This window comes from Pseudomonas sp. AM4(2022) (assembly GCF_036346515.1).
GTDB lineage: Bacteria > Pseudomonadota > Gammaproteobacteria > Pseudomonadales > Pseudomonadaceae > Aquipseudomonas > Aquipseudomonas paracarnis.
On record NZ_JAOTNW010000021.1, the window covers coordinates 38,320 to 61,227 of the forward strand.

General features: G+C 61.5%; 21 protein-coding genes. 11 read left to right on the plus strand and 10 right to left on the minus strand.

What is annotated here, in order from left to right; translation table 11 throughout:
* Positions 1 to 3 precede the first annotated feature (3 nt).
* From mrdA to ODQ19_RS23030, 9 genes are all read left to right on the plus strand, one after another.
* A complete protein-coding gene (gene mrdA / locus ODQ19_RS22990) occupies positions 4 to 1,902 on the plus strand; it encodes a penicillin-binding protein 2 (RefSeq protein WP_330211305.1) in 1,899 nt (632 codons plus the stop codon).
* A 31-nt stretch (positions 1,903 to 1,933) separates the two neighbouring features.
* A complete protein-coding gene (gene rodA / locus ODQ19_RS22995) occupies positions 1,934 to 3,037 on the plus strand; it encodes a rod shape-determining protein RodA (protein ID WP_044268991.1) in 1,104 nt (367 codons plus the stop codon).
* Between the two features lie 17 nt (positions 3,038 to 3,054).
* Positions 3,055 to 4,065, plus strand: a complete 1,011-nt coding sequence (gene mltB, locus ODQ19_RS23000) for a lytic murein transglycosylase B (RefSeq protein ID WP_014720085.1) — start codon at positions 3,055 to 3,057, stop codon at positions 4,063 to 4,065.
* Complete coding sequence (locus tag ODQ19_RS23005; protein ID WP_032895156.1) at positions 4,065 to 5,069, plus strand: septal ring lytic transglycosylase RlpA family protein; 1,005 nt, start codon at positions 4,065 to 4,067, stop codon at positions 5,067 to 5,069. The genes mltB and ODQ19_RS23005 overlap by 1 nt, the downstream gene beginning before the upstream one ends.
* A gap of 183 nt (positions 5,070 to 5,252) precedes the next feature.
* Positions 5,253 to 6,410 carry a D-alanyl-D-alanine carboxypeptidase family protein gene (locus ODQ19_RS23010; RefSeq protein ID WP_014720083.1) on the plus strand — a complete coding sequence of 386 codons (1,158 nt, stop codon included), beginning with the start codon at positions 5,253 to 5,255 and terminating at the stop codon, positions 6,408 to 6,410.
* Between the two features lie 85 nt (positions 6,411 to 6,495).
* On the plus strand, positions 6,496 to 6,777 hold the full coding sequence (locus tag ODQ19_RS23015; RefSeq protein ID WP_005791752.1) for a DUF493 domain-containing protein: 282 nt from the start codon (positions 6,496 to 6,498) through the stop codon (positions 6,775 to 6,777).
* Positions 6,777 to 7,424, plus strand: coding sequence for a lipoyl(octanoyl) transferase LipB (lipB, locus tag ODQ19_RS23020; RefSeq protein WP_330211306.1), 648 nt, complete (start codon positions 6,777 to 6,779; stop codon positions 7,422 to 7,424). Before ODQ19_RS23015 ends, lipB begins: the two co-directional genes overlap by 1 nt.
* 25 nt (positions 7,425 to 7,449) lie before the next feature.
* The gene (gene lipA / locus ODQ19_RS23025; RefSeq protein ID WP_161794304.1) at positions 7,450 to 8,451 is read left to right on the plus strand and encodes a lipoyl synthase; all 1,002 of its coding nucleotides are present in this window, start codon (positions 7,450 to 7,452) and stop codon (positions 8,449 to 8,451) included.
* A 153-nt stretch (positions 8,452 to 8,604) separates the two neighbouring features.
* Positions 8,605 to 9,522 carry a S66 peptidase family protein gene (locus ODQ19_RS23030; protein ID WP_330211307.1) on the plus strand — a complete coding sequence of 306 codons (918 nt, stop codon included), beginning with the start codon at positions 8,605 to 8,607 and terminating at the stop codon, positions 9,520 to 9,522.
* A gap of 110 nt (positions 9,523 to 9,632) precedes the next feature.
* Here the strand turns inward: ODQ19_RS23030 and ODQ19_RS23035 are convergent, their stop codons facing one another.
* The 5 genes from ODQ19_RS23035 to leuS form a co-directional block, all read right to left on the minus strand.
* Positions 9,633 to 10,958 carry a lytic murein transglycosylase gene (locus ODQ19_RS23035; RefSeq protein ID WP_330211308.1) on the minus strand — a complete coding sequence of 442 codons (1,326 nt, stop codon included), beginning with the start codon at positions 10,956 to 10,958 and terminating at the stop codon, positions 9,633 to 9,635.
* Between the two features lie 61 nt (positions 10,959 to 11,019).
* Entirely contained in the window at positions 11,020 to 11,184 is a 165-nt protein-coding gene (arfA, locus tag ODQ19_RS23040; RefSeq protein ID WP_003176285.1) for an alternative ribosome rescue factor ArfA, read from the minus strand.
* 201 nt (positions 11,185 to 11,385) lie between these two features.
* Entirely contained in the window at positions 11,386 to 12,423 is a 1,038-nt protein-coding gene (gene holA / locus ODQ19_RS23045; protein WP_330211309.1) for a DNA polymerase III subunit delta, read from the minus strand.
* A gap of 39 nt (positions 12,424 to 12,462) precedes the next feature.
* Positions 12,463 to 13,068, minus strand: a complete 606-nt coding sequence (locus tag ODQ19_RS23050; RefSeq protein ID WP_330211310.1) for an LPS-assembly lipoprotein LptE — start codon at positions 13,066 to 13,068, stop codon at positions 12,463 to 12,465.
* Positions 13,069 to 13,156: 88 nt separating this feature from the next.
* Entirely contained in the window at positions 13,157 to 15,763 is a 2,607-nt protein-coding gene (gene leuS, locus ODQ19_RS23055; protein ID WP_330211311.1) for a leucine--tRNA ligase, read from the minus strand.
* Between the two features lie 261 nt (positions 15,764 to 16,024).
* Between leuS and ODQ19_RS23060 the strand changes: the two genes are divergently transcribed.
* Together ODQ19_RS23060 and ODQ19_RS23065 are read left to right on the plus strand one after the other, a co-directional pair.
* Positions 16,025 to 16,330, plus strand: coding sequence for a hypothetical protein (locus ODQ19_RS23060; RefSeq protein ID WP_020301951.1), 306 nt, complete (start codon positions 16,025 to 16,027; stop codon positions 16,328 to 16,330).
* A gap of 97 nt (positions 16,331 to 16,427) precedes the next feature.
* Positions 16,428 to 17,189, plus strand: a complete 762-nt coding sequence (locus ODQ19_RS23065) for a YdcF family protein (RefSeq protein ID WP_034126912.1) — start codon at positions 16,428 to 16,430, stop codon at positions 17,187 to 17,189.
* A gap of 111 nt (positions 17,190 to 17,300) precedes the next feature.
* Here ODQ19_RS23065 and lnt read toward each other — a convergent pair whose 3' ends face one another.
* The 5 genes from lnt to miaB all read right to left on the minus strand — a co-directional run bounded on the left by lnt (position 17,301) and on the right by miaB (position 22,804).
* Positions 17,301 to 18,824, minus strand: coding sequence for an apolipoprotein N-acyltransferase (gene lnt / locus ODQ19_RS23070; protein ID WP_330211312.1), 1,524 nt, complete (start codon positions 18,822 to 18,824; stop codon positions 17,301 to 17,303).
* Positions 18,825 to 18,832: 8 nt separating this feature from the next.
* Positions 18,833 to 19,672, minus strand: coding sequence for an HlyC/CorC family transporter (locus ODQ19_RS23075; protein ID WP_003194444.1), 840 nt, complete (start codon positions 19,670 to 19,672; stop codon positions 18,833 to 18,835).
* A 42-nt stretch (positions 19,673 to 19,714) separates the two neighbouring features.
* A complete protein-coding gene (gene ybeY, locus ODQ19_RS23080; protein WP_116664997.1) occupies positions 19,715 to 20,173 on the minus strand; it encodes an rRNA maturation RNase YbeY in 459 nt (152 codons plus the stop codon).
* Positions 20,166 to 21,170 (minus strand): PhoH family protein, encoded by a 1,005-nt coding sequence (locus ODQ19_RS23085; RefSeq protein ID WP_019818064.1) that lies wholly within the window; start codon positions 21,168 to 21,170, stop codon positions 20,166 to 20,168. Before ODQ19_RS23085 ends, ybeY begins: the two co-directional genes overlap by 8 nt.
* Positions 21,171 to 21,475: 305 nt before the next feature.
* A complete protein-coding gene (gene miaB / locus ODQ19_RS23090) occupies positions 21,476 to 22,804 on the minus strand; it encodes a tRNA (N6-isopentenyl adenosine(37)-C2)-methylthiotransferase MiaB (protein WP_014720071.1) in 1,329 nt (442 codons plus the stop codon).
* Positions 22,805 to 22,908: the final 104 nt, after the last annotated feature.

Below are 22,908 nucleotides of genomic sequence, written 5' to 3' on the forward strand. Positions count from 1 at the left end.
CCGATGACCCAACCGATCCGCATCAAGGACCACGAGAAAGACGCACGTCTGGTACGCGCGCGGGTGGTGTTCGGTGCTGTTTTGGTGGTGGTGCTGATGTGCGTGCTGATTGCGCGGCTGTATTTCCTCCAGGTGATCCAGTACGACTATCACTCCACGCTGTCGGAAAACAACCGGGTGCATGTGCAGCCGATTCCACCGACCCGTGGGCTGATTTTCGACCGCAATGGCGTAGTGGTTGCCGATAACCGGCCCAGCTTCAGCCTGAGCATGACCCGTGAACGCTCCGGCGACTGGAAGCAGGTCCTCGATGTCATCGTCGAGGTGCTGCAACTGACGCCGGAAGACCGGGCCGTCTTCGAGAAGCGCATGCGCCAGGGGCGCCGGCCGTTCGAGCCGGTGCCGATCCTGTTCGAGCTGACCGAAGAGCAGATCGCCCGGATTGCGGTGAACCAGTTCCGCCTGCCGGGGGTGGAAGTGGTGGCGCAGTTGGTGCGGCATTACCCGCAAGGGGCGCACTTTGCCCACTCCGTTGGCTACATGGGGCGGATCAACGAGAAAGAGCTGAAAACCCTCGACCCGATCAACTACAGTGGCACCCACCATATCGGCAAAACCGGTATCGAGCGCTTCTACGAGGCCGAGTTGCATGGCCAGGTGGGTAACGAGGAAGTCGAGACCAATGCGCGTGGCCGCGTATTGCGCGTGCTCAAGCGCACCGATCCGGTGCCGGGCAAGGACATTGTCCTGAGCCTGGACATCAAGTTGCAGGAAGCTGCCGAGATGGCCCTGGGCGGTCGGCGGGGTGCCGTAGTGGCGCTGGACCCGAAGACTGGCGAAGTGCTGGCGATGGTCAGCCAGCCCAGCTTCGACCCCAACCCGTTTGTGACTGGCATCAGCTTCAAGGCCTACGCCGAGCTGCGTGATTCCATCGACCGGCCACTGTTCAACCGTGTGTTGCGCGGCCTGTACCCACCGGGCTCGACCATCAAGCCGGCGGTGGCGATTGCCGGCCTGGATGCTGGCGTGGTTACGGCCTCAAGCCGGGTGTACGACCCTGGCTATTACATGCTGCCCAACTACGACCACAAGTACCGTAACTGGAACCGCTCCGGTGACGGCTATGTCGATCTGGACACCGCGATCATGCGCTCCAACGACACCTATTTTTACGACTTGGCCCACAAGCTGGGGATTGATCGGCTGTCTGCCTACATGGGCAAGTTCGGCCTCGGTCAGAAAGTCTCCCTGGACATGTTCGAAGAGTCCCCCGGCCTGATGCCGTCGCGGGAGTGGAAGCGTGCGACTCGCCGCCAGGCGTGGTTCCCTGGCGAAACCCTGATCCTGGGTATCGGCCAGGGCTATATGCAGGCCACTCCGCTGCAACTGGCCCAGGCCACAGCGCTGGTGGCGAACAAAGGCGTGTGGAACCGACCGCACCTGGCCAGGACCATCGAAGGCGAAAAACCGGTGGACGACAACCCGATTCCGGACATCGTGCTGCGTGACCCGTCCGACTGGGCCAAGGTCAACCACGGCATGCAGCAGGTGATGCACGGCGCTCGCGGCACCGCGCGCAAGGCGGCGGTCGGCGCGCAGTACCGCATCGCCGGCAAGAGTGGTACGGCCCAGGTGGTCGCGATCAAGCAGGGCGAAAAGTATGACCGCTCCAAGGTGCAGGAACGCCACCGCGACCACGCCTTGTTTGTCGGCTTTGCGCCGGCGGAAGACCCGAAAATCGTGGTGGCAGTGATGGTCGAGAACGGCGAGTCCGGCTCCGGCGTCGCGGCCCCAGTGGTACGCCAGGTGATGGACGCCTGGCTGCTGGCCGACGATGGCCGGCTCAAGCCCGAGTATGGCGGCCCCCCTTCAAGCCCCGAGGTTACGGCCCGTGAAGAGTAATTTTGACCGCATCCTCTCCAGTGAAGATGTGATGCGTCGCCGTGCGACGTTGCTGCAACGCATGCACATTGATGGCCCCTTGCTGATCCTGCTGCTGACCCTGGCGGCCGGCAGCCTGTTCGTGCTGTATTCGGCCAGCGGCAAGAACTGGGACTTGCTGATCAAGCAGGCGTCCTCGTTTGGCCTGGGCCTGCTGTCGATGGTGGTGATCGCCCAACTGGAGCCGCGCTTCATGGCGCGCTGGGTGCCCTTGGGGTATGTCGCCGGCGTGTTGTTGCTGGTGGTGGTGGACGTCATGGGCCACAACGCCATGGGCGCCACACGCTGGATCAACATCCCCGGGGTGATTCGCTTCCAGCCGTCGGAATTCATGAAGATCTTGATGCCGGCCACCATTGCCTGGTACCTGTCCAAGCGCACCTTGCCGCCGCAGCTCAAGCACGTGGCGATCAGCCTGATCCTGATCGGCGTGCCCTTTGTACTCATCGTGCGCCAACCGGACCTTGGCACCTCGTTGCTGATCCTCGCCGGTGGCGCGTTCGTATTGTTCATGGGCGGCCTGCGCTGGCGCTGGATCCTCAGCGTGCTGGCCGCCGCCGTGCCCGTGGCCGTGGCCATGTGGTTCTTCTTTATGCACGACTACCAGAAGCAACGGATCCTGACGTTCCTCGACCCGGAGAGCGACCCGCTGGGCACCGGCTGGAACATCATCCAATCCAAGGCGGCCATCGGTTCCGGCGGGGTATTCGGCAAAGGCTGGTTGCTGGGCACCCAGTCCCACCTGGACTTCTTGCCCGAAAGTCATACCGACTTCATCATCGCGGTGATGGGCGAAGAGTTCGGCCTGGTGGGCATTTGCGCGTTGTTGCTGATCTATCTGCTGTTGATTGGTCGCGGCCTGGTGATCACCGCCCAGGCGCAGACGCTGTTCGGCAAATTGCTCGCCGGCAGCCTGACCATGACTTTTTTTGTTTACGTTTTCGTCAACATCGGTATGGTCAGTGGCCTGCTGCCGGTGGTTGGGGTGCCGTTGCCATTCATTAGCTACGGCGGAACTTCGCTGGTGACATTGCTGTCAGCGTTTGGGGTTTTGATGTCGATTCATACGCATCGCAAGTGGATCGCACAGGTTTGAATAAGGTGAAGATGTCAATGCAAGTAATGCGCGGCTGGGCGACTCGGCATGCGACCTGGATGGGCCTGATCGGGCTGCTGGGGGCAACGCAAGAGGCGCAGGCCGGTGACTACGATGGCTCTCCCCAGGTTGCCGAATTTGTCGGTGAGCTGACCCGCGACTATGGTTTTGCCGGCGAGCAACTGATGGGCGTGTTCCGCGAAGCCCAGAAAAAGCAGGCGATCCTCGACGCCATCTCCCGGCCCGCCGAACGCGTGAAGCAGTGGAAGGACTATCGCCCGATGTTCCTCACTGATGCGCGCATCGCCCGCGGCGTGGATTTCTGGCGCCAGCACGAGGCGGTACTGGCCCGCGCCGAGCAAGAGTACGGCGTGCCGGCGCAGGTGATCGTCTCGATCATCGGTATCGAAACCTTTTACGGGCGCAACACCGGCAGCTACCGGGTGATCGACGCCTTGTCGACCCTGGGCTTCGATTACCCGCCCCGTGCCGAGTTCTTCCGCAAGGAACTGCGCGAATTCCTGTTGCTGGCCCGCGAAGAGCAGGTCGACCCGCTGAGCCTCAAGGGCTCCTACGCCGGGGCGATGGGCTTGCCGCAGTTCATGCCGAGCAGCTTTCGTGCCTACGCGGTGGATTTCGACGGTGACGGGCACATCAATATCTGGAGCAACCCCGACGATGCCATCGGCAGCGTGGCCAGCTACTTCAAGCGCCACGGCTGGGTTGGCGGCGAGCCGGTGGTTATCCGCGCCGATGTCGCGGGCGAGCGCGCCGACGAGGGCCTGACCCAAGGTATCGAACCGGTCAAGACCGTCGGGGAGTTGCGAGCGCTGGGCTGGTCGAGTCAGAATGCGCCACGCGACGACATGCCGGTGACGGCTTTCCGCCTGGAAGGCGCAAATGGCCCTGAATACTGGATGGGCCTGAAGAATTTCTACGCAATTACGCGTTATAACCGCAGTGTGATGTACGCCATGGCCGTGCATCAGCTGTCAGATGAGCTGGTTCAAGCACGGGGCAACAAGTAATGCGGGTATCGCCGTTCAAAAAACCGCTCAAGCTGGTGGCGTTCGCCGCGTTGTCCTTGTTGGTTGCCAGTTGCTCCACCACCCCTAACCGGGCGCCGGCCAAGAAGGCCGGCGGCGCAGTGGTCCGCGCCCAGCCGGGCCTGGATATCAACCGTGCGCACAAAGACGGCGCGCCGTGGTGGGATGTGGATGTATCGAAAATCCCGGACGCCACGCCGACCCTGCACACCGGCCCCTACAAGGCCAACCCCTACACCGTGCTGGGCAAGAATTACTTCCCGCTGCAGGAGTCCAAGACCTACGTGCAGTCGGGCACTGCGTCCTGGTACGGCACCAAGTTCCATGGCCAGAACACCGCCAACGGCGAAGTGTATGACCTGTATGGCATGAGCGCGGCCCACAAGACCCTGCCGCTGCCCAGCTATGTGCGCGTGACCAACCTGGACAACAACCGCACCGTGATCCTGCGGGTCAATGACCGTGGGCCGTTCTATTCGGACCGGATCATCGACTTGTCCTACGCGGCCGCCAAGAAACTCGGTTATGCCGAAACCGGCACCGCACGGGTCAAAGTCGAAGGCATCGACCCGGCGCAGTATTGGGCCCAGCGTGGCAAACCCGCGCCGTTGATGCTCAACGAACCGCCAACCCCGCAACCGCAAGTGACGGCCTCGACCGGCAAGATCGAGCAATGGACGCCGCCACCGGCGCAGCATGCGCCTGATACCGTGGTAGTACCTCATGCGGCAGCGGGCGCCTCCATGGCCGGTGGGCAATACCTGCAGGTCGGCGCTTTCGCCAACCCGGATGCAGCAGAACTGTTAAGGTCCAAGCTCAGCGGCATGGTCAGCGCGCCAGTCTTCATCAGCTCCATCGTGCGTAACCAGCAAACCTTGCACCGTGTGCGCATGGGCCCGATCGGCTCGCCGAGCGAAGTGGCGCAAGTGCAGAACAGCGTGCGCCTGGCCAACCTGGGGCAACCCAGCGTGGTCACCGCAGAATAAGCAGTAACGGTTTGATGGCTCAGGCGCGCCTGCGCGCTTGAACCCTGGTTGTTGGCTCGTTGAACAATAAAAACCCAGGGGCAAGGGGTGAGCGGGCAACCGAACACGTGACAGTCTGGAAGCGGGCTGTCTGAATAGTTTTGCCCGCGAGGGCAAGTTTCCATAAGCAATTTCGAGAGACGGATGAACATCACCACCTTAGCCAAACGTACGTGCCTGCTTATCTCGCTGATCATCACCCCAGCCGCCTGGGCGGTTGAAATGGTGCCGGCCTCCCCGCAACTGGCCGCCAAGTCCTGGGTACTCATGGATGCCGCCAGTGGCAACGTGCTGGTCGAAAACGGCGGTGACGTGCGCCTGCCGCCTGCCAGCCTGACCAAGCTGATGACCGCCTACATCGCGACCCTGGAAATCCGTCGCGGCCAGATCGGCGAAAACGACCCGGTTACCGTCAGCGAAAACGCCTGGCGTACCGGTGGTTCGCGGATGTTCATCAAGGTGGGTTCGCAAGTCACCGTGAGCGACCTGCTGCACGGCATCATCATCCAGTCCGGTAACGACGCCAGCGTCGCCCTGGCCGAGCACATCGCCGGCAGCGAAGACGCCTTCGCCGACATGATGAACAAGACGGCCGGCGAGCTGGGCATGACCAACAGCCACTTCATGAACCCGACCGGCCTGCCGAACCCGGAGCACTATTCGTCGGCTCACGACATGGCGATCCTGGCGCGCGCGATCATCCGCGTTGACCCGGTGCACTACGCGATCTACTCCCAGAAGGAATTCTTCTGGAACAACATCAAGCAGCCTAACCGCAACCTGCTGCTGTGGCGCGACAAGACCGTCGATGGCCTGAAGACCGGCCACACCGACGAAGCCGGCTACTGCATGGTGTCGTCCGCCGTACGTGATGGCCAGCGCCTGATCGCCGTGGTATTCGGCACTAACAGCGAGCAGGCCCGTGCGGCCGAGACGCAAAAACTGCTGACTTACGGCTTCCGCTTCTTCGAAACCCAGACCTTCTACCAGAAGGGTGCTGAGCTGGCGACCGCGCCGGTGTGGAAGGGCTCGACTTCGCAAGTCAAGGCCGGCCTGGCCGACGACCTGACCCTGACCATGCCTAAAGGCCAGCTCAAAAAGCTCGCCGCCAGCATGACCCTGAACCCGCAATTGGTTGCGCCAATCGCCAAGGGTGATGTGATCGGCAAGGTCGAAGTGAAGCTGGACGACAAGGTGGTGCACAGCGCCGACCTGATCGCGCTGGACGCTGTCGAGGAAGGTGGTATCTTCCGCCGCGTATGGGATAGCATCCGTCTATTCTTCTACGGCTTGTTCAACTGATTGTGTGCACCTGCAAAGCCCCGCGTTGATCCAACGCGGGGCTTTGCCCGTCGCCACGGCTTAGCGCTTACGAGGCTGTTCTGCCATGACCGATAAAGACGTAGAAGTAAAGGCGCCAAAGATCGAATTTCCTGTGACGGATTATCCCGTCAAGGTGATCAGCGATACCGGTGTCGGCCGCAAGGACAAGATTCTCGAAATCGTGCGCAAGCACGCGACGATCAACGACAACCGCGTGGACGAGCGCCAAAGCTCCACCGGCAAGTACACCACGATCCAGTTGCACATCGTTGCGACCGATCAAGACCAGCTCTACAACATCAACAGCGAACTGCGAGCCACCGGCTTCGTGCATATGGTGCTGTGATGTCGCAAGTCCTGGGCTTTCGCGAGCTCGGCCGGATGGCATACGAGCCGGTCTGGCATGCCATGCAGCGCTTTACCAATGAGCGCGGCACCTCGGCCCCGGATGAAATCTGGCTGGTGGAACACCCGCCGGTATTCACCCAGGGCCAGGCCGGCAAGGCCGAGCACTTGCTGCTGCCGGGTGATATTCCGGTGGTGCAGGTCGACCGAGGGGGTCAAGTGACTTACCATGGGCCCGGTCAACTGGTGGCTTACCTGCTGTTGGACGTGCGCAAGCTGGGGTTTGGCGTGCGCGACCTGGTCAGCCGCATGGAGACGTGCCTGATCGAGCTATTGGCCAGTTACGGTGTGACCGCCGTGGCCAAGGCCGATGCACCGGGTGTGTACGTGGATGGCGCGAAAATCGCCTCCCTGGGGCTACGCATTCGCCACGGTTGTTCGTTTCATGGCCTGGCCTTGAATGTGGACATGGACCTGGCGCCGTTCCGGCGCATCAACCCGTGCGGTTACGCCGGGCTTGCGATGACCCAGTTGAGTGACCATGCAACATCCATAGAATTTGCCGAGGTAAGTGCCCGGCTGCGCGCGCAGCTCGTCAAACACCTCGACTATGCAGAGCAGACGACCCTGACGGGCGGAATCGATTGATATGACTACTGATGTTGTGCAAACCATGATCCCGACGCTGGACATCACTGAGCGTCCAGCCCCGGCCCCGCGTGCCAAGGTGGAAGCCGGCGTCAAGCTGCGCGGCGCCGAGAAGGTTGCACGCATCCCGGTCAAGATCATCCCGACCACCGAACTGCCGAAGAAGCCTGACTGGATTCGTGTGCGCATCCCGGTTTCGCCAGAAGTCGACCGTATCAAGTCGCTGCTGCGCAAACACAAGCTGCACAGCGTATGCGAAGAAGCCTCTTGCCCGAACCTGGGCGAGTGCTTCTCCGGCGGTACTGCCACCTTCATGATCATGGGTGACATTTGCACTCGTCGCTGCCCGTTCTGCGACGTCGGCCACGGCCGTCCGAAGCCGTTGGACGTCAACGAGCCAGAAAGCCTGGCCATCGCCATCGCCGACCTGAAGCTCAAGTATGTGGTGATCACCTCGGTAGACCGCGACGACCTGCGTGACGGTGGTGCCCAGCACTTTGCCGACTGCATCCGTGAGATCCGCAAACTGTCGCCGAACGTTATGCTCGAAACCCTGGTGCCGGACTACCGTGGCCGTATGGACGTCGCCCTGGAAATCACCGCTGCCGAGCCGCCGGATGTGTTCAACCACAACCTGGAAACCGTGCCGCGCCTGTACAAGGCTGCGCGTCCGGGTTCGGACTACCAGTGGTCGCTGACCCTGCTGCAGAAATTCAAGCAGATGATGCCGCACATCCCGACCAAGTCCGGCTTGATGCTGGGCCTGGGTGAAACCGACGAAGAAGTCATCGAAGTCATGAAGCGCATGCGCGAACACGACATCGACATGCTGACGCTGGGCCAGTACCTGCAACCGTCCCGCAGCCACTTGCCGGTGCAGCGCTTCGTGCACCCGGACACCTTCGCCTGGTTCGCCGAGGAAGGCTACAAGATGGGCTTCAAGAACGTGGCCTCGGGCCCGTTGGTGCGGTCTTCGTACCACGCCGATGAGCAGGCCAAGCTGGTCAAGGCGAGCCTGGTTTCGTAAGCCGCCCCCAGAATCAATGTGAAATGCTGGCTTGTGTGGGAGCTGGCTTGCCTGCGATGCAAGCGCCTCGGTGTATCAGTGACACCGAGGTGATGCTATCGCAGGCAAGCCAGCTCCCACATTTCGTTCTGCGTCATATAGGGAGAACCATGGATGACCGCCGCCGTACCTGCACTGCGCGCCGAAGGCACCTTCGGCCTGATCGCCCCCGCCGGCCCCGCCGCGCTGGATGTTGAAAAAGCCGGGCAATGGATGCGTGCCCGTGGCTACCAATTGCACATTTTCCCCGGGGTGTACGAGCACGACGGCTACCTGGCCGGCAGCGATGAAGTGCGCCTGCGTGATTTGCATGCCGCCTTCGCCAACCCCGATATCGATGCCATCCTCTGTCTGCGTGGCGGCTATGGCACGCCCCGTTTGCTCGACGCGCTGGACTTCGACCTGCTGCGCGCCAACCCTAAGCCGTTCGTGGGCTACAGCGATATCACCGCCTTACACCTGGCCATCAACCGCTATGCGGGTTTTGTGACGTTCCATGGCCCGATGCTCAATGCCGACCTGCTCGGCGGCAAACAGCCGCCCACCGAATCTTCCTTGTTCAGCCTGCTGCGTGGCCAACGGGGCGCCGGCAGTGTGCTGCCTCACCCAATGGCCTACCCGCTGACCACAATCGAGCCAGGAGTGGCCTGTGGGCGCTTGCTGGGCGGTAACTTGTCGATGATCGCCGCGGTCATGGGCACGCCGTACGAAATAGACGCGGACGGCATCATCCTGTTTATCGAAGACGTCAACGAACCGCTCTATCGCATCGACCGATTGCTGACTCACCTGCGCTTGGCTGGCAAGCTGGCTCAGGTCGCCGGTGTGCTGGTAGGCGATGTGGCCGGTGTGGATAACGGGGCGTTGGCGCGTCTGCTGAAGCAGACCTTTGAGCCGCTGTGTATTCCGGTGCTGGCAGGCTGGCGCAGTGGGCATTGCGACCCGAACCTGACATTGCCGATGGGCGCGTTGGTGCGCCTGGATGCGGGGGAGCAGCGGGTGGTGTTGGAGCAGGATGTAGTCTTTAAATAATAGGCGCCTGTGGGGGCCCTTTCGCGAGCAAGCCCGCTCCCACATTCTGAAATGCATTCAGCATGTGGGAGCGGGCTTGCTCGCGAAAGCGGTAGCCGCCATACAACGATCTATTGGCTCTGCAGCGATTCCAGCAACTTCACCGTCGGATACCCATCCGCCGGCCAGCCCAGCGCCTGCTGCGCAGCCCGAATCGCCTTGCGCGTGTTGGCGCCAATAATCCCGTCGGCATTACCCGCGTCATACCCTTTGGCGCTGAGCGCGGTTTGCAGGTCAATGCGTTGCGAACGGCTCAGCGGCAGCTCATCCTTTGGCCAACTGCCGCGAATCACACCGCCGCCGCCAAATCGCTCCGACAGCAAGCCAACCGCCAGTGCATAGGACGACGAATTGTTGTACTTGAGGATCGCGCGGAAGTTATCCAGCACCAGGAATGCCGGGCCACGGTAGCCTGCCGGTAACAGCAGGGCGGCGGACAACTGGTCGACATTGGCCGGCAGGCTCACGCCAGGGGGGAGTTGGATGCCCAGTTGCAGCCATTGCGCCACGGTCTTGCGCACGCCGCCATCGGCCAGGCTGTAGTCGAAGCCCGACGGCAGCGGCTGCACTTCAACGCCCCATGGCTGGCCTTTCTGCCAGCCGGAGCTTTGCAGGTAATGCGCCGTGGAGGCGAGGGCGTCGGACGGGCTGTTCCAGATATCGCGGCGACCGTCACCGTCGAAGTCCACGGCGTGGGTGTTGTAGGTGGTCGGGATGAACTGGGTCTGGCCCATCGCCCCGGCCCAGGAGCCTTTCATCTGGTCAGCCTGAATATCGCCATGCTGGATGATCTGCAGCGCTGCCAGCAGCTGCGCTTGCGCAAAGGCAGGGCGACGGCCTTCATAGGCCAGGGTAGCCAGGGAGCGGATCACCGAGTTATTGCCCTGGAAAGCGCCGAAGTTGCTCTCCATACCCCACACCGAGACCAGCGCCTGGCGGTCGACACCATAGCGCTGCTCGATGCTTTGCAGAATATCGGCGTACTTGACCAGCAGTGCCTGGCCATTGCGCACGCGCACCGGCGACAGTGCTCCGTCGAGGTATTCCCACACCGGGCGGGAGAATTCCGGTTGGCTGCGGTCGGCGCGAATCACCGCCATATCAGGGGTGACGCCGGCAAAAGCGTTATCGAACACGACCGCAGTGATCCCGGCCTGCAGCGCTTGAGCGCGGAAGCCAGCCTGCCATTCGGCAAAGGTCTGGGTCGGTTGGATGTCGAGATTGTCCACCGCCAATGGGGCAACCACGGCGGGCGCGATAGCCGGGGCCGTCTGGAGCTTGGGCAGGGGTTGAGCGTCCGCAGCGGTAGGTTTTTCCGCGCAGGCGACAAGCAGAATGAGGCTGGAGGCAGCGATCAATTGGCGCAGGTGCCAATGACGAGAAAGACGAGAGGGCATGCACAGGTCCAGGGGTTACAAATCAGGTACAGACCTTATCATGCCAGAGGGGCGCTTGCCTTCAGGCAGCCAGAAAGTAAGAAGCCTCCCAGCTATTAGACTGGAAGGCTTCGCGGCGGTAGCTGCCTTTGCCCTTGCCGGCGCGTTCCTGACGGCTGCGGAACAGTGGCTGGGCGATGATGGATTTGGCCTTGTTGGGGCCATGCTTGGATGGCTTTTTGCTCATGGTGGATTCTCTCGCTTGGGGGTGGAATGCAGCGGTGCAAATCATCTGCCGAAGTGGGCCGGCTGTAAAGCCCGGCGATAAGCCCCTGTAGGAGCGAGCTTGCTCGCGAAAAACTCACAGGCGCCGCGTTCATTCAGGAAATACGCGTTATCGTTGACGTTTCTCGCGAGCAAGCTCGCTCCTACATTGGATTTAGCTGGGTTATTCGGCAGGCAACGCCAGGCGCTGGCCGGCCATCAACAGCGACAGACGGCTCAGGCTCATCCACGGCGAGCCGGCCGCCTGGCCTTTGATCTGTGCGTCGATGCGCTGCGCTTCCAGCAACAGTTGCGCCCAGCGTTGCGCCGAGTGCCGTTGCAGGGCTTTGCTCATCAGGGGTTTGCGTTTGTCCCACACCGGCGGCCTGGCCTGGCTGAAGCATTTGTCCAGCGGTGTGCCCTGGCTGTATTGCAGGGCAATGTTCGCCAACACCCGCAGCTCACGGGCCAGGGCCCAGAGAATCACCGGTGGTTCCACCCCTTCGCCACGCAGGCCTTCGAGCATGCGCATGGCGTGGGCGGGCTCACCGTTGAGGATGGCGTCCACCAGGCCGAACACATCAAAGCGCGCGCTATCGGCCACTGCGCCTTGCACGGTTTCGACGGTGATCTGCCCGTCTTCAGCCATCAACTTGAGCTTTTCGATCTCCTGGGCGGCGGCAAGCAGGTTGCCCTCGACCCGAGCGGCGATCAGCTCCACGGCATCCTGTGTCGCCGCCAGGCCTGATTGCGACAGGCGCTGGCGAATCCACTGCGGCAACTGGTTGCTGTCCACTGGCCAGATCTGGATGAACTGAGTCTGTGGGCCTTCTACCAGGGCCTTGCCCCACTTGGTTTTCTGCGCGCTGCCGTCAAGCTTGGGCAGGCTGACCAGCAACACGGTGTCTTCGGCGGGGCGTGAGCAGTATTCCATCAAGGCTGCCGCGCCTTTATCGCCCGGCTTGCCCGAGGGCAGGCGCAGTTCCAGCAGGCGTTTCTCGGCAAACAGCGACATGCTCGCGCCAGCTTGCAGCAGCGTGCCCCAGTCGAAACTGGCGTCGGCGCTGAACACTTGGCGTTCATCGAAGCCTTGCTGGCGTGCGGCGGTGCGGATAGCGTCGGCCGCTTCCTGGCACAGCAACGGGTCATCGCCGCTGACGATGTACACAGGCGCAAGGCCGCCTTGCAGGTGTTTGGCGAGTTGGGCGGGGGCAAGTTTCATAGGCGGGTCGAACGGGGCGCCAGGGGCGCCCCGTCTGGCTTACTCGACAGGGACTTCAACAGGCGACTGTTTCGGCGTGTTGTCTTCATATTCCTGCGCGGCTTTCAGGGCGTCGGCATCAGCCTTTGCCTTGTTGTCGGCCACTTGCTGCAGCTCAGCCAGTTTTTCCGGGGTGAGCATTTGCAGGCGAGTCATCATGCGCTGGATCAGCTCACGACGCATTTCCTTGCGCACCTGAATGGTCTCGGAGTCCGAACCCACCAGGTTGTTGCCATCGTGGCTCACCACTTTCTGCACCTGGATCTTGTCACCCATCAACGGCAACTGATCACGGCCTTGTATTTCGAACATCAGCGCCGTGTTCAACTCGACGTCGGACGCACGGCCAGCACTGGCGTAGCTGATATTGCGCTGGGTTTCTCGCTCATCCGTCAGGATCAGTTTGTAGGTCGCGCCGTTGTACACGTGCACACCGCTGTTTTCCAGGGTCTGGCGCAGTTGGGTGACGGTTTCACCGTAGGCGTTGCGGGCGCTGACGTCGAGTTCCTTGATCGACAGCTCATTGGTGCCGGTGCCGCGCAGCTGGAAGCCGCAAGCGCTCAACAGCACGGCAAGGCCCATAACCAGCAGATTGCGTTTGATCATTTTGTTGCTCCCCTTGAAACCAGGTGGGCCTTCTCGGGCCCTAAAGGTTTAGTTCGGCGTGGGGCCCAAGCCCCGCGCCGGATCCGATTTAGCTGGCGACGATATTGACCAGTTTGCCGGGCACCACGATCACCTTGCGGATGGTCAGGCCTTCGGTAAAGCGCAGCACGTTCTCATTGATACGTGCAGCTGCTTCAACCTCTTCACGGCTGGCGCTGGCCGGCATGTCGATCTGGCCACGCAGTTTACCGTTAACCTGGATGACCAGTTGCAGCGTGTCCTGTACCAGGGCGCTGTCATCCTGCACCGGCCAGGCGGCATCGATGACGGCACCGCTGTGGCCCAGGCGGCTCCACAGTTCATGGCTGATGTGCGGCGTGATCGGCGCGAGCAACAGGGTAACTGTTTCCAGGCCTTCCTGGATCAACGCACGGTCTTGTTCGGTCGCCTGCGAGGCTTTTTCCAGCACGTTCATCAACGTCATCACCTGGGCGATGGCGGTGTTGAATTTGTGGTTCTGCCCGACGTCCTGGCTGGCCTGGCGAATAGCCAGGTGGATGCTGCGGCGAACGGCTTTCTGCTCGTCGTTCAAGGCGTCGATGTCCAGCTTGCCCGGCAGGCCCTGGCTGACATGGGCGTGGGCCAGGCGCCAGACGCGCTTGAGGAAGCGGTGCGAACCTTCAACGCCAGAGTCGGACCATTCGGCGCTCATGTCAGGCGCAGAGGCGAACATCATGAACAGGCGGCAGGTGTCGGCGCCGAACTGATCGATCATCGACTGTGGGTCGACGCCGTTGTTCTTCGACTTGGCCATCTTCTCGGTGCCGCCGATTTCCACCGGCAGGCCGTCGGCTTTCAACTTGGCGCTGATAACCTTGGCCTTACTGTCACGCTCAAGCTCGACATCCGCCGGGTTGAACCAGGTGTAGGCGCCATTGGCTTCGCGACGATAGTAAGTGTCGGCGATCACCATGCCCTGGGTCAGCAGGTTCTTGAACGGCTCATCGGAGCTCACCAGGCCTTCGTCACGCATCAGCTTGTGGAAGAAGCGCGCGTACAGCAGGTGGAGGATGGCGTGTTCGATGCCACCGATGTACTGATCCACTGGCAACCAATGGTCGGCTGCGGATTTCTCCACCAGGCCACCTTCATAGTGCGGCGAGGCGTAGCGGGCGTAGTACCACGAGGACTCGACGAAGGTGTCCATGGTGTCGGTTTCACGCTTGGCCGGCGCGCCGCATTTGGGGCAGCTGCACTCGTAGAACTCAGGCATGCGCGCCAATGGCGAGCCAGCGCCGTCTGGTACCACGTCTTCTGGTAACACGACCGGCAGTTGGTCTTCCGGTACCGGCACGTCGCCACAGGTTTGGCAGTGGATGATCGGGATCGGGCAGCCCCAGTAGCGCTGGCGGCTGATGCCCCAGTCGCGCAGGCGGAACTGGGTGCGCGAGGCACCGAGGTTTTTCTTGATCAGGGCCACTTCCATGGCGTCGAACGCGCCCTGGAAGTCCAGGCCGTCGAATTCGCCAGAGTTGATCAGCGTACCGTGCTCGCCGTAGGCGTCTTGCCACGGAGCGGGGTTGGTGTCACCCGAGCTGGTGCGCACGACCGACTTGATCGGCAGGTTGTACTTGGTGGCAAATTCGAAATCGCGCTCGTCGTGGGCCGGCACGGCCATGACGGCGCCATCGCCGTAGTGCATCAATACGTAGTTGGCGACCCATACCGGCAGTTTTTCGCCGGTCAACGGGTGCTCGACGAACAGGCCGGTTGGCAGGCCCTTTTTCTCCTGGGTGGCGACATCGGCTTCGGCCACGCTGCCGCCTTTGCATTCAGCGATGAACGCCTGCAGCTCAGGGTTGTTCTGTGCGGCCTGGGTGGCCAGCGGGTGTTCGGCGGCCACGGCGACGTAGGTCGCGCCCATCAGGGTGTCGGGGCGGGTGGTGAAGACCTTGAGTGCGCCCGCTTCGCCGATGGAGTCGACGTTGTACGGGAACTGCACTTCCATGCCCTTGGATTTGCCGATCCAGTTGCGCTGCATGGTCTTGACCTGTTCAGGCCAGCCCGGCAGATCGTCGAGGCTCGACAATAGTTCATCCGCGTAGGCGGTGATCTTGAAGTAGTACATCGGGATTTCGCGCTTTTCGATCAGCGCGCCGGAACGCCAGCCGCGACCGTCGATGACCTGTTCGTTGGCCAGTACGGTCTGGTCGATCGGGTCCCAGTTCACGGTGCCGCTTTTTTTGTAGATCACACCTTTTTCGAACAGGCGCGTGAACAGCCATTGTTCCCAACGGTAGTAATCGGGCTTGCAGGTGGTGACCTCGCGGGACCAGTCCACCGCCAGGCCCAGGCTGCGCAGCTGGGTCTTCATGTAGGCGATGTTTTCGTAGGTCCACTTGGCGGGCGCCACGTTGTTTTTCATCGCGGCGTTTTCTGCCGGCATGCCGAAGGCGTCCCAACCCATGGGTTGCAACACGTTCTTGCCGAGCATGCGCTGGTAGCGCGAAATCACGTCGCCGATGGTGTAGTTGCGCACGTGCCCCATGTGTAGCTTGCCGCTGGGGTAAGGGAACATCGATAGGCAGTAGTAAGTCTCCTTGCCTGGCTGTTCACTGACTTCAAAGGACTTTTGCTCGTCCCAGAAGGTTTGGGCGGCATTTTCTATTTCACGGGGCTGATATTGTTCGTGCATGGCTACTTTTGAACTGGATAGGGGTGGCCTAATCCTCTTCGGTGCACTGTCCGGGTTGTTCGACACCAAGAAGCGGCGCGTCCGTGCCCAAACCCTGCGGGAAGTGGAGTTACAGGAAGCGCCGTAGCATACATGACCCCACTCTATCGAGGGAAACCCTGATTGCGCGGCAAGGGCCGTCTGTCGCGGCACCGGGCAGGCGCAGCAACGGGGGCTACGCTGTTTAGTGGGGAGCAAGTATTTCTTCAATGAGGTGAGGGGATGGTTGAATCGCAGCGAACTTTAACGAAACCGCAGTTGTACGAAGGATTGATCGACCGTTTGGGTCGGGCATTGGATGCCGCAAGAACTGCAGGCCGATTGCGTGATGAACGGCCTCTGGAGCTGGAGTTGCGGGGCTTGAGCCAAGCGGAACTTGAATTGATCAAGAACTACCTGGCGTTGAATCACGACCGCGCCTCCCATGGGCAGGCTTCCCCGCCCGCTCATTCGGCCAAGGTAATTTGGCTCAAAGACCTGGCGACCGGCCGCGGGCCAGAGAACTTCCGGTCCGTGCGGTGCAAGTGAGCCCTGCGTTATCCATTAACGTTATCAAAATGTTGTCGGTAAGGATTGTTGCAAAACCCCGTTGCATCTAGGCTTCGGGCATCTTTGGAGATGCCCGATGCCTTTTCGTTATTTCATTAAACAACTGTTGTTGCCGCCCGGTATTTTTCTGCTGTTGTTGGCGTGTGCCTGGTGGTTTCGCCGCAGCCGTCCGCGCCTGGCGGGCTTGTGCTTTGCCCTCGGGCTGGGCGGGATGTGGTTGATCAGCCTGCCAGTGATGGTCCAGTGGGGCGCCCGTGCCCTGGAGACAGAGCCGCCTTTGGCCCGGGAAGACTGGGCCACCTTGGCCCAGCGCGCCGACGCGATTGTGGTGCTGGGCTCGGGGCGCGAGCGCGGGGACATTGCGTGGGGCAGCGACCAGCCCACCGGTATTGGCCTGGAACGTGAGCGTTTTGCCGCGCGGCTGGCCAAGGCATCCGGTTTGCCAGTGCTGACCAGCGGCGGCTTGCACTACGGCACGCCGCCCAGTGAGGCCGAGTTGATGGCCGTGTCGATGCAGGATGACTTCGGTGTCACCGTGCGCTGGAAAGAAGAACGCAGCCGCACTACCTGGGAAAACGCCCAGATGAGCGCCGAGATTTTGTTGCCGCAAGGCATCAAGCGTGTAGTGGTAGTGACCCAGGCTTGGCACATGCCGCGTTCGGTGTGGAGTTTTGAAAAGGCCGGTTTCACCGTGGTGCCAGGGCCGGTGGGCTTTCTGGGTGTGGACCATGGCCGACCGCTGGGTGGCTGGATGCCGGAGGTCAAGGCGGTGTGGCAAAGCGGGCAGTTGATCAATGAAGCGGTGGGGCAGGTGGGGTATCGGTTGTTCTACCGATAGGTGCAACACAGGAGATCAATTGTGGGAGCTGGCTTGCCTGCGATGGCGGTGGGTCAGTGAGCACTCAGGGCACTGACCCACCGCCATCGCAGGCAAGCCAGCTCCCACAGGTCAGACTGTTTTGGACATCCTGCCGGCTAGCAATGCCCAGCCAAAGAGCAGCACACACACAATGATCAACGGCCACGAACGCCATTGCAGGTATGGCGTGAGGTTATGCATCGGCACCACCTCCCCATAGAGAATGCCGCGCTCGAACTGCGGGATCTGCGCGGTGATCTGCCCAAACGGATTGATCAGCCCGGTCACGCCGTTGTTGGTGGCGCGGATCATCCAGCGGCCAGCCTCCAGCGCGCGCATCTGCGCCATTTGCAGGTGCTGCAGCGGGCCGATGGAGCGGCCGAACCAGGTGTCGTTGCTGATGGTCAGCAACAGGTCGCTCTGGGCCGACAGGCCGGCGGCGAATTCGGGGTACACCACTTCATAGCAAATGAACGGCGCAATCTGATAACCCTTGGCCTGCAGCATGGCCTGGTCAGAAGGGCCGCGGGCGAAGTCCGACATGGGCAGGTCGAAGAAGGCGATCAGCCCACGCAACATGTCCTGCAACGGCACGTACTCGCCAAACGGCACCAGTTTTTGCTTGAGGTAGGTGCCGTCACCTTCGCCCACCACGGTGATGCCGTTGAAGTAGCGCTTCTGGTGGTGCACTTCCTGGCGAATCGGTACCCCGGTGATCAACGCGGTGTCCCGGTCGGCGGCGAACTTGCCCATCATGCCCAAGTAGCCCTCCACGGACTCCTTGAGCACCGGCACGGCGGTTTCCGGCCAGACCAGCAGGTCGACACGCTTGGAACTCAGGCTCATGTCGCGGTACAGCGCCAACTGTGCATTGAGCTGGTCCGGGTCCCACTTCATGCTTTGCTCGACGTTGCCCTGGATCGCGGCCACGCTCAGCGGCGCGCCAGACGGCGATGTCCAGGCGTGATGCTTGAGCGCCAGGCCAATCGCCCAGGGCGCAACCAGCAGTAACAGGCCCGCACCGATGAAGGCATTGCGCTTGCTGGCCAGCAGGCGCGGCAGGTTGCACAGCAATGCGGCGCTGAGTGCGAGGGCGAAGGAAATCAGCCACATTCCGCCCACTGGCGCTAGGCCGGTCAGCGGCCCGTCGAGTTGACTGTAACCGGAGTACAGCCACGGGAAACCCGTAAGGAACCAGCCACGAAAGGCTTCCTGGCCGACCCACAACGCGGCGAACGTCAATGCATCCGCCAGCGGTGCTTCATTACGGCGCAACCAGCGCGCCCACAGCCAGGCGGGCAGGGCAAAGAACCAGGCGATGGCGGCGGTGAACAGCAGCATCAGGAACCCCGCCAGCAGCACCGAAGCGCCGCCGAAGTGGTGGATGCTGTAGTAGATCCAACTGGTGCCGGCACCAAACAGGCCGAAGCCGAAACACCAGCCACGGCCCAGGGCCTGGCGGGGTGTCAGCTCCCGCAGGCCGATATAGAACAGGCCGACCGCCACCAGCGCCAACGGCCAGATATCGAACGGCGCCAGCGCCAGGGTTGTGATGGCGCCGGCCACCACGGCCAGCAAATTACCGGGCCAGCCGGGTGAGGTGAGACGGCGCATGTCAGTCCTTAGCGGGCGATGGGTGTCAAACGGATCAGGTGGATGCGACGGCTATCAGCATTGAGGATGCGGAAGCGATACGCACCGATCTCGGTGGTTTCATTACGCTTGGGGAGGTGCCCGAACGCACTCATCACCAGGCCGCCGACGGTGTCGAACTCATCGTCCGAGAACTCGCTGTCGAAGAACTCGTTGAAGTTCTCGATGGGCGTCAGCGCCTTGATCAGGAAATCACCGCTGGGCAACGGCTTGATGTAGCTGTCTTCTTCGACGTCGTGCTCGTCTTCGATGTCGCCGACGATCTGCTCCAGCACGTCCTCGATGGTGACCAGGCCGGCCACGCCGCCGTATTCGTCAATCACGATGGCCATGTGATTGTGGTTGGCGCGGAACTCGCGCAGCAGCACATTCAGGCGCTTGGACTCGGGTACGAAGGTGGCCGGGCGCAGCAGGTCCTTGATGTTGAAGCTGTCGCCGTTCTCCTTGAGGATCAACGGCAGCAAGTCCTTGGCCAGCAGGACGCCCATGACGTCGTCATGGCTTTCACCGATCACCGGGTAGCGCGAATGCGCCGAGTCGATCACGGCCGGGAGGAATTCCCGTGGGGTCTGGGTCGCCTTGATGCTGATCATCTGCGAGCGCGGGACCATGATGTCACGTACTTGCAGGTCAGCCACCTGGATGGCGCCCTCGACGATGGCCAGCGCTTCGCTGTCCAGCAACTTGTTCTGGTGTGCATCGCGCAGCAGCTCCAAGAGCTCCTGGCGGTTTTTCGGCTCGTGGGCAAAAGCCTGGGTCAGTTTACCCAGCCATGACTTCTGCCCGTTGCTCGATCGGTCTTCGCTCATAGCGATTACTCTAAATCCTTTGATATGACAGTTGAGTGTTGATTAGCTTTCGTCGTCTGCATAAGGGTCGCGGTGACCCAGTTCTGCAAGCAACGTTCGTTCCAGTGCTTCCATTTCCCAGGCTTCGTCATCGTCTATATGGTCGTAACCCAAGAGATGCAAGCAGCCGTGGATGACTAGATGGGCCCAATGGGCCTCAAGTTCCTTGCCTTGTTCCGCCGCTTCGCGCTCGACCACCGCGACGCAGATCACCAGGTCCCCCAGCAGCGGGATATCCAGCAATTCGTCGGGCACGTCGGCGGGGAAGGACAGCACGTTGGTCGCGTAATCTTTCTGGCGCCAGGTGTGGTTCAGCTCACGGCCTTCGGCCTCGTCCACCAGACGAATGGTCAGCTCCGAGTCGGCGCTGCGCTGGCGTAAAGCCAGTTCACACCATTGGCGGAACTGAGCTTCGCTGGGGGCGGGCGCGTCAGTGGCCAGCTGCAGGTCTAGCTCAAGCATCGTGGCGAGCGTCCTTGGCGGGCGCGTCGTCGCGGTGTTCGAAACGCTCGTAGGCCTCGACAATGCGCTGCACCAGCGGGTGGCGCACCACGTCCTTGGGCATGAAGTGGGTGAAGCTGATACCCGGCACGTCCTTGAGCACCTCGATCACCTGGCCCAGGCCCGACTTGGTGCCCTTGGGCAGGTCGACCTGGGTGATGTCGCCCGTAATCACGGCAGTAGAGCCGAAACCGATACGGGTGAGGAACATCTTCATCTGCTCGACGGTGGTGTTCTGGCTTTCGTCGAGAATGATGAAGCTGTTGTTGAGCGTACGGCCCCGCATGTAGGCCAGCGGGGCAATCTCGATCACCTGGCGCTCGATCAGCTTGGCCACGTATTCAAAGCCGAGCATCTCGTACAGCGCGTCGTAGAGCGGGCGCAGGTACGGGTCGATCTTCTGGGCCAGGTCACCGGGCAGGAAACCGAGTTTTTCGCCGGCCTCGACCGCTGGGCGCACCAGCAGGATGCGCCGCACTTGCTCGCGCTCCAGGGCGTCGACGGCGCAGGCCACCGCCAGGTAGGTCTTGCCGGTACCGGCCGGGCCGATGCCGAAGTTGATGTCGTTGCCGAGGATTTCCTTGACGTACTTCTGCTGATTCAAGCCGCGTGGGCGAATCATGCCTTTTTTGGTACGCAAGGCCACGCTGGCTTCGGCCACCGGGTTATTGGCCAGATCTTCCACAGCCGATTCCTGCAGGTACAGGTGCACGGTCTCCGGCGACAGCTCGCTACCCTTGGTTTCGCGGTAGAGACGGCGCAGCAGGTTTTCTGCAGACGTGGTGTGTTGGGGTTCACCAATGAGCTCGAACTGATTGCCGCGGTTACGGATCTCGATGCTCAGGCGTTGTTCGATCAGGCGCAGGTGCTCGTCGAACTGTCCGCACAGGTTGGCGAAACGGCGAGCCTCAAAAGGCTCGAGGATAAAGCGATGGGGTTCTGCTATGGGTGCGTTCAAGGTTGCTTTTAGCCGCCCTTTGGCTGATGAGGTGAGAGAGAGAATAACGCCAGGCGCCGGTGTGCGAAAGCACTTAAATAACCTGGCTCCACTCTCGATAACCCTGAAGAACCCCTGTGGGAGCTGGCTTGCCAGCTGTAGGAGCGAGCTTGCTCGCGAAAAACGTCAACGATAATGCGTGTTTGCTGAATGAGCGCGGCGCCTGTGAGTTTTTCGCGAGCAAGCTCGCTCCTACAAAAAAGCCTTAACTGACTGGCATAAGGAAAGCCAGCTCCCACATCTTGATCTTCATCCGGTCAGCGAGATCAGTTGATCAACGAGCCACGCAATGAGTGTGGCTGCGCTGCATCAATGTGCACATCGGCAAACTGGCCGATCAGCGTAGGATTATCGCAGCGGAAGTTGACGATTCGGTTGTTCTCGGTACGCCCCTGCAATTCTCCCGGGTCTTTCTTCGAGTAATCGGTCACCAGAATGCGCTGGATCGAACCGACCATTTGTCGGCTGATTTCAAAGCCCTGCTGATTGAGGCGATGTTGCAGCGCGTTCAAACGCTCTTTTTTCAAAGCCTCAGGAGTCTCGTCCAGCAGGTCGGCAGCCGGGGTGCCTGGGCGCTGGCTGTAGACGAACGAGTAGGAGAAATCGAAACCGACGTCTTCGATCAGCTTCATGGTCTGCTGGAAGTCTTTCTCGGTTTCGCCCGGGAAGCCGACGATAAAGTCCGAACTGATGCAGATGCCCGGCACGGCAGCGCGCAGTTTGCGCAGTTTGGATTTGTATTCCAGCGCGGTGTGGTTGCGCTTCATCGCCGACAGAATGCGGTCCGAACCCGATTGCACCGGCAAGTGCAGGTGTTTGACCAGCTCTGGCACTTCGGCGTGGGCCTGGATCAGGCTGTCGGAAAACTCCAGCGGGTGCGAGGTGGTGTAGCGGATACGCTCGATGCCATCGACAGCGGCGACCACGCGGATCAATTCCGCCAGGTCGGCCAGGCGGCCGTCATCGGTCTGGCCACGGTAGCCGTTGACGTTCTGGCCCAGCAGGGTCACTTCGCGCACGCCGTTTTCAGCCAGGTGGATGATTTCCGACAGCACATCGTCAAACGGCCGGCTGACTTCTTCGCCGCGGGTGTAAGGCACCACGCAGAAGGTGCAGTACTTGCTGCAGCCTTCCATCACCGACACATAGGCGCTCGGCCCATCGATGCGCGGTTCGGGCAGATGGTCGAATTTTTCGATTTCGGGGAACGACACGTCAACCTGCGGCAGCTTGGTGATGCGTGCGGCGTCGATCATCTCGGGCAAGCGGTGCAGGGTTTGCGGGCCGAACACCACATCGACATAGGGCGCGCGGTCGCGGATCGCGGCGCCTTCCTGGCTGGCCACGCAACCGCCGACGGCAATCACCATGTCCGGGTTGGCCAGTTTCAATTCGCGCCAGCGGCCCAGCTGCGAATACACACGGTCCTGGGCCCGCTCGCGGATCGAGCAGGTATTGAGCAGGATCACGTCGGCATCTTCGGCGCGGGCAGTGACTTCCAGGGCCTGGTGTTCGCCCAGCAAGTCGACCATGCGCGAGCTGTCGTACTCGTTCATCTGGCAACCGTGGGTTTCGATGTAAAGCTTCTTGGCCATGGGAATCGTCAACTGGTGGTAAAGAACCGCGCATTATAGGGGGCATGCCCATTGGTTCCTAGCGCTGTGCATCGGGTGCCATGCTATAGTTCGCGCCCTCTTTT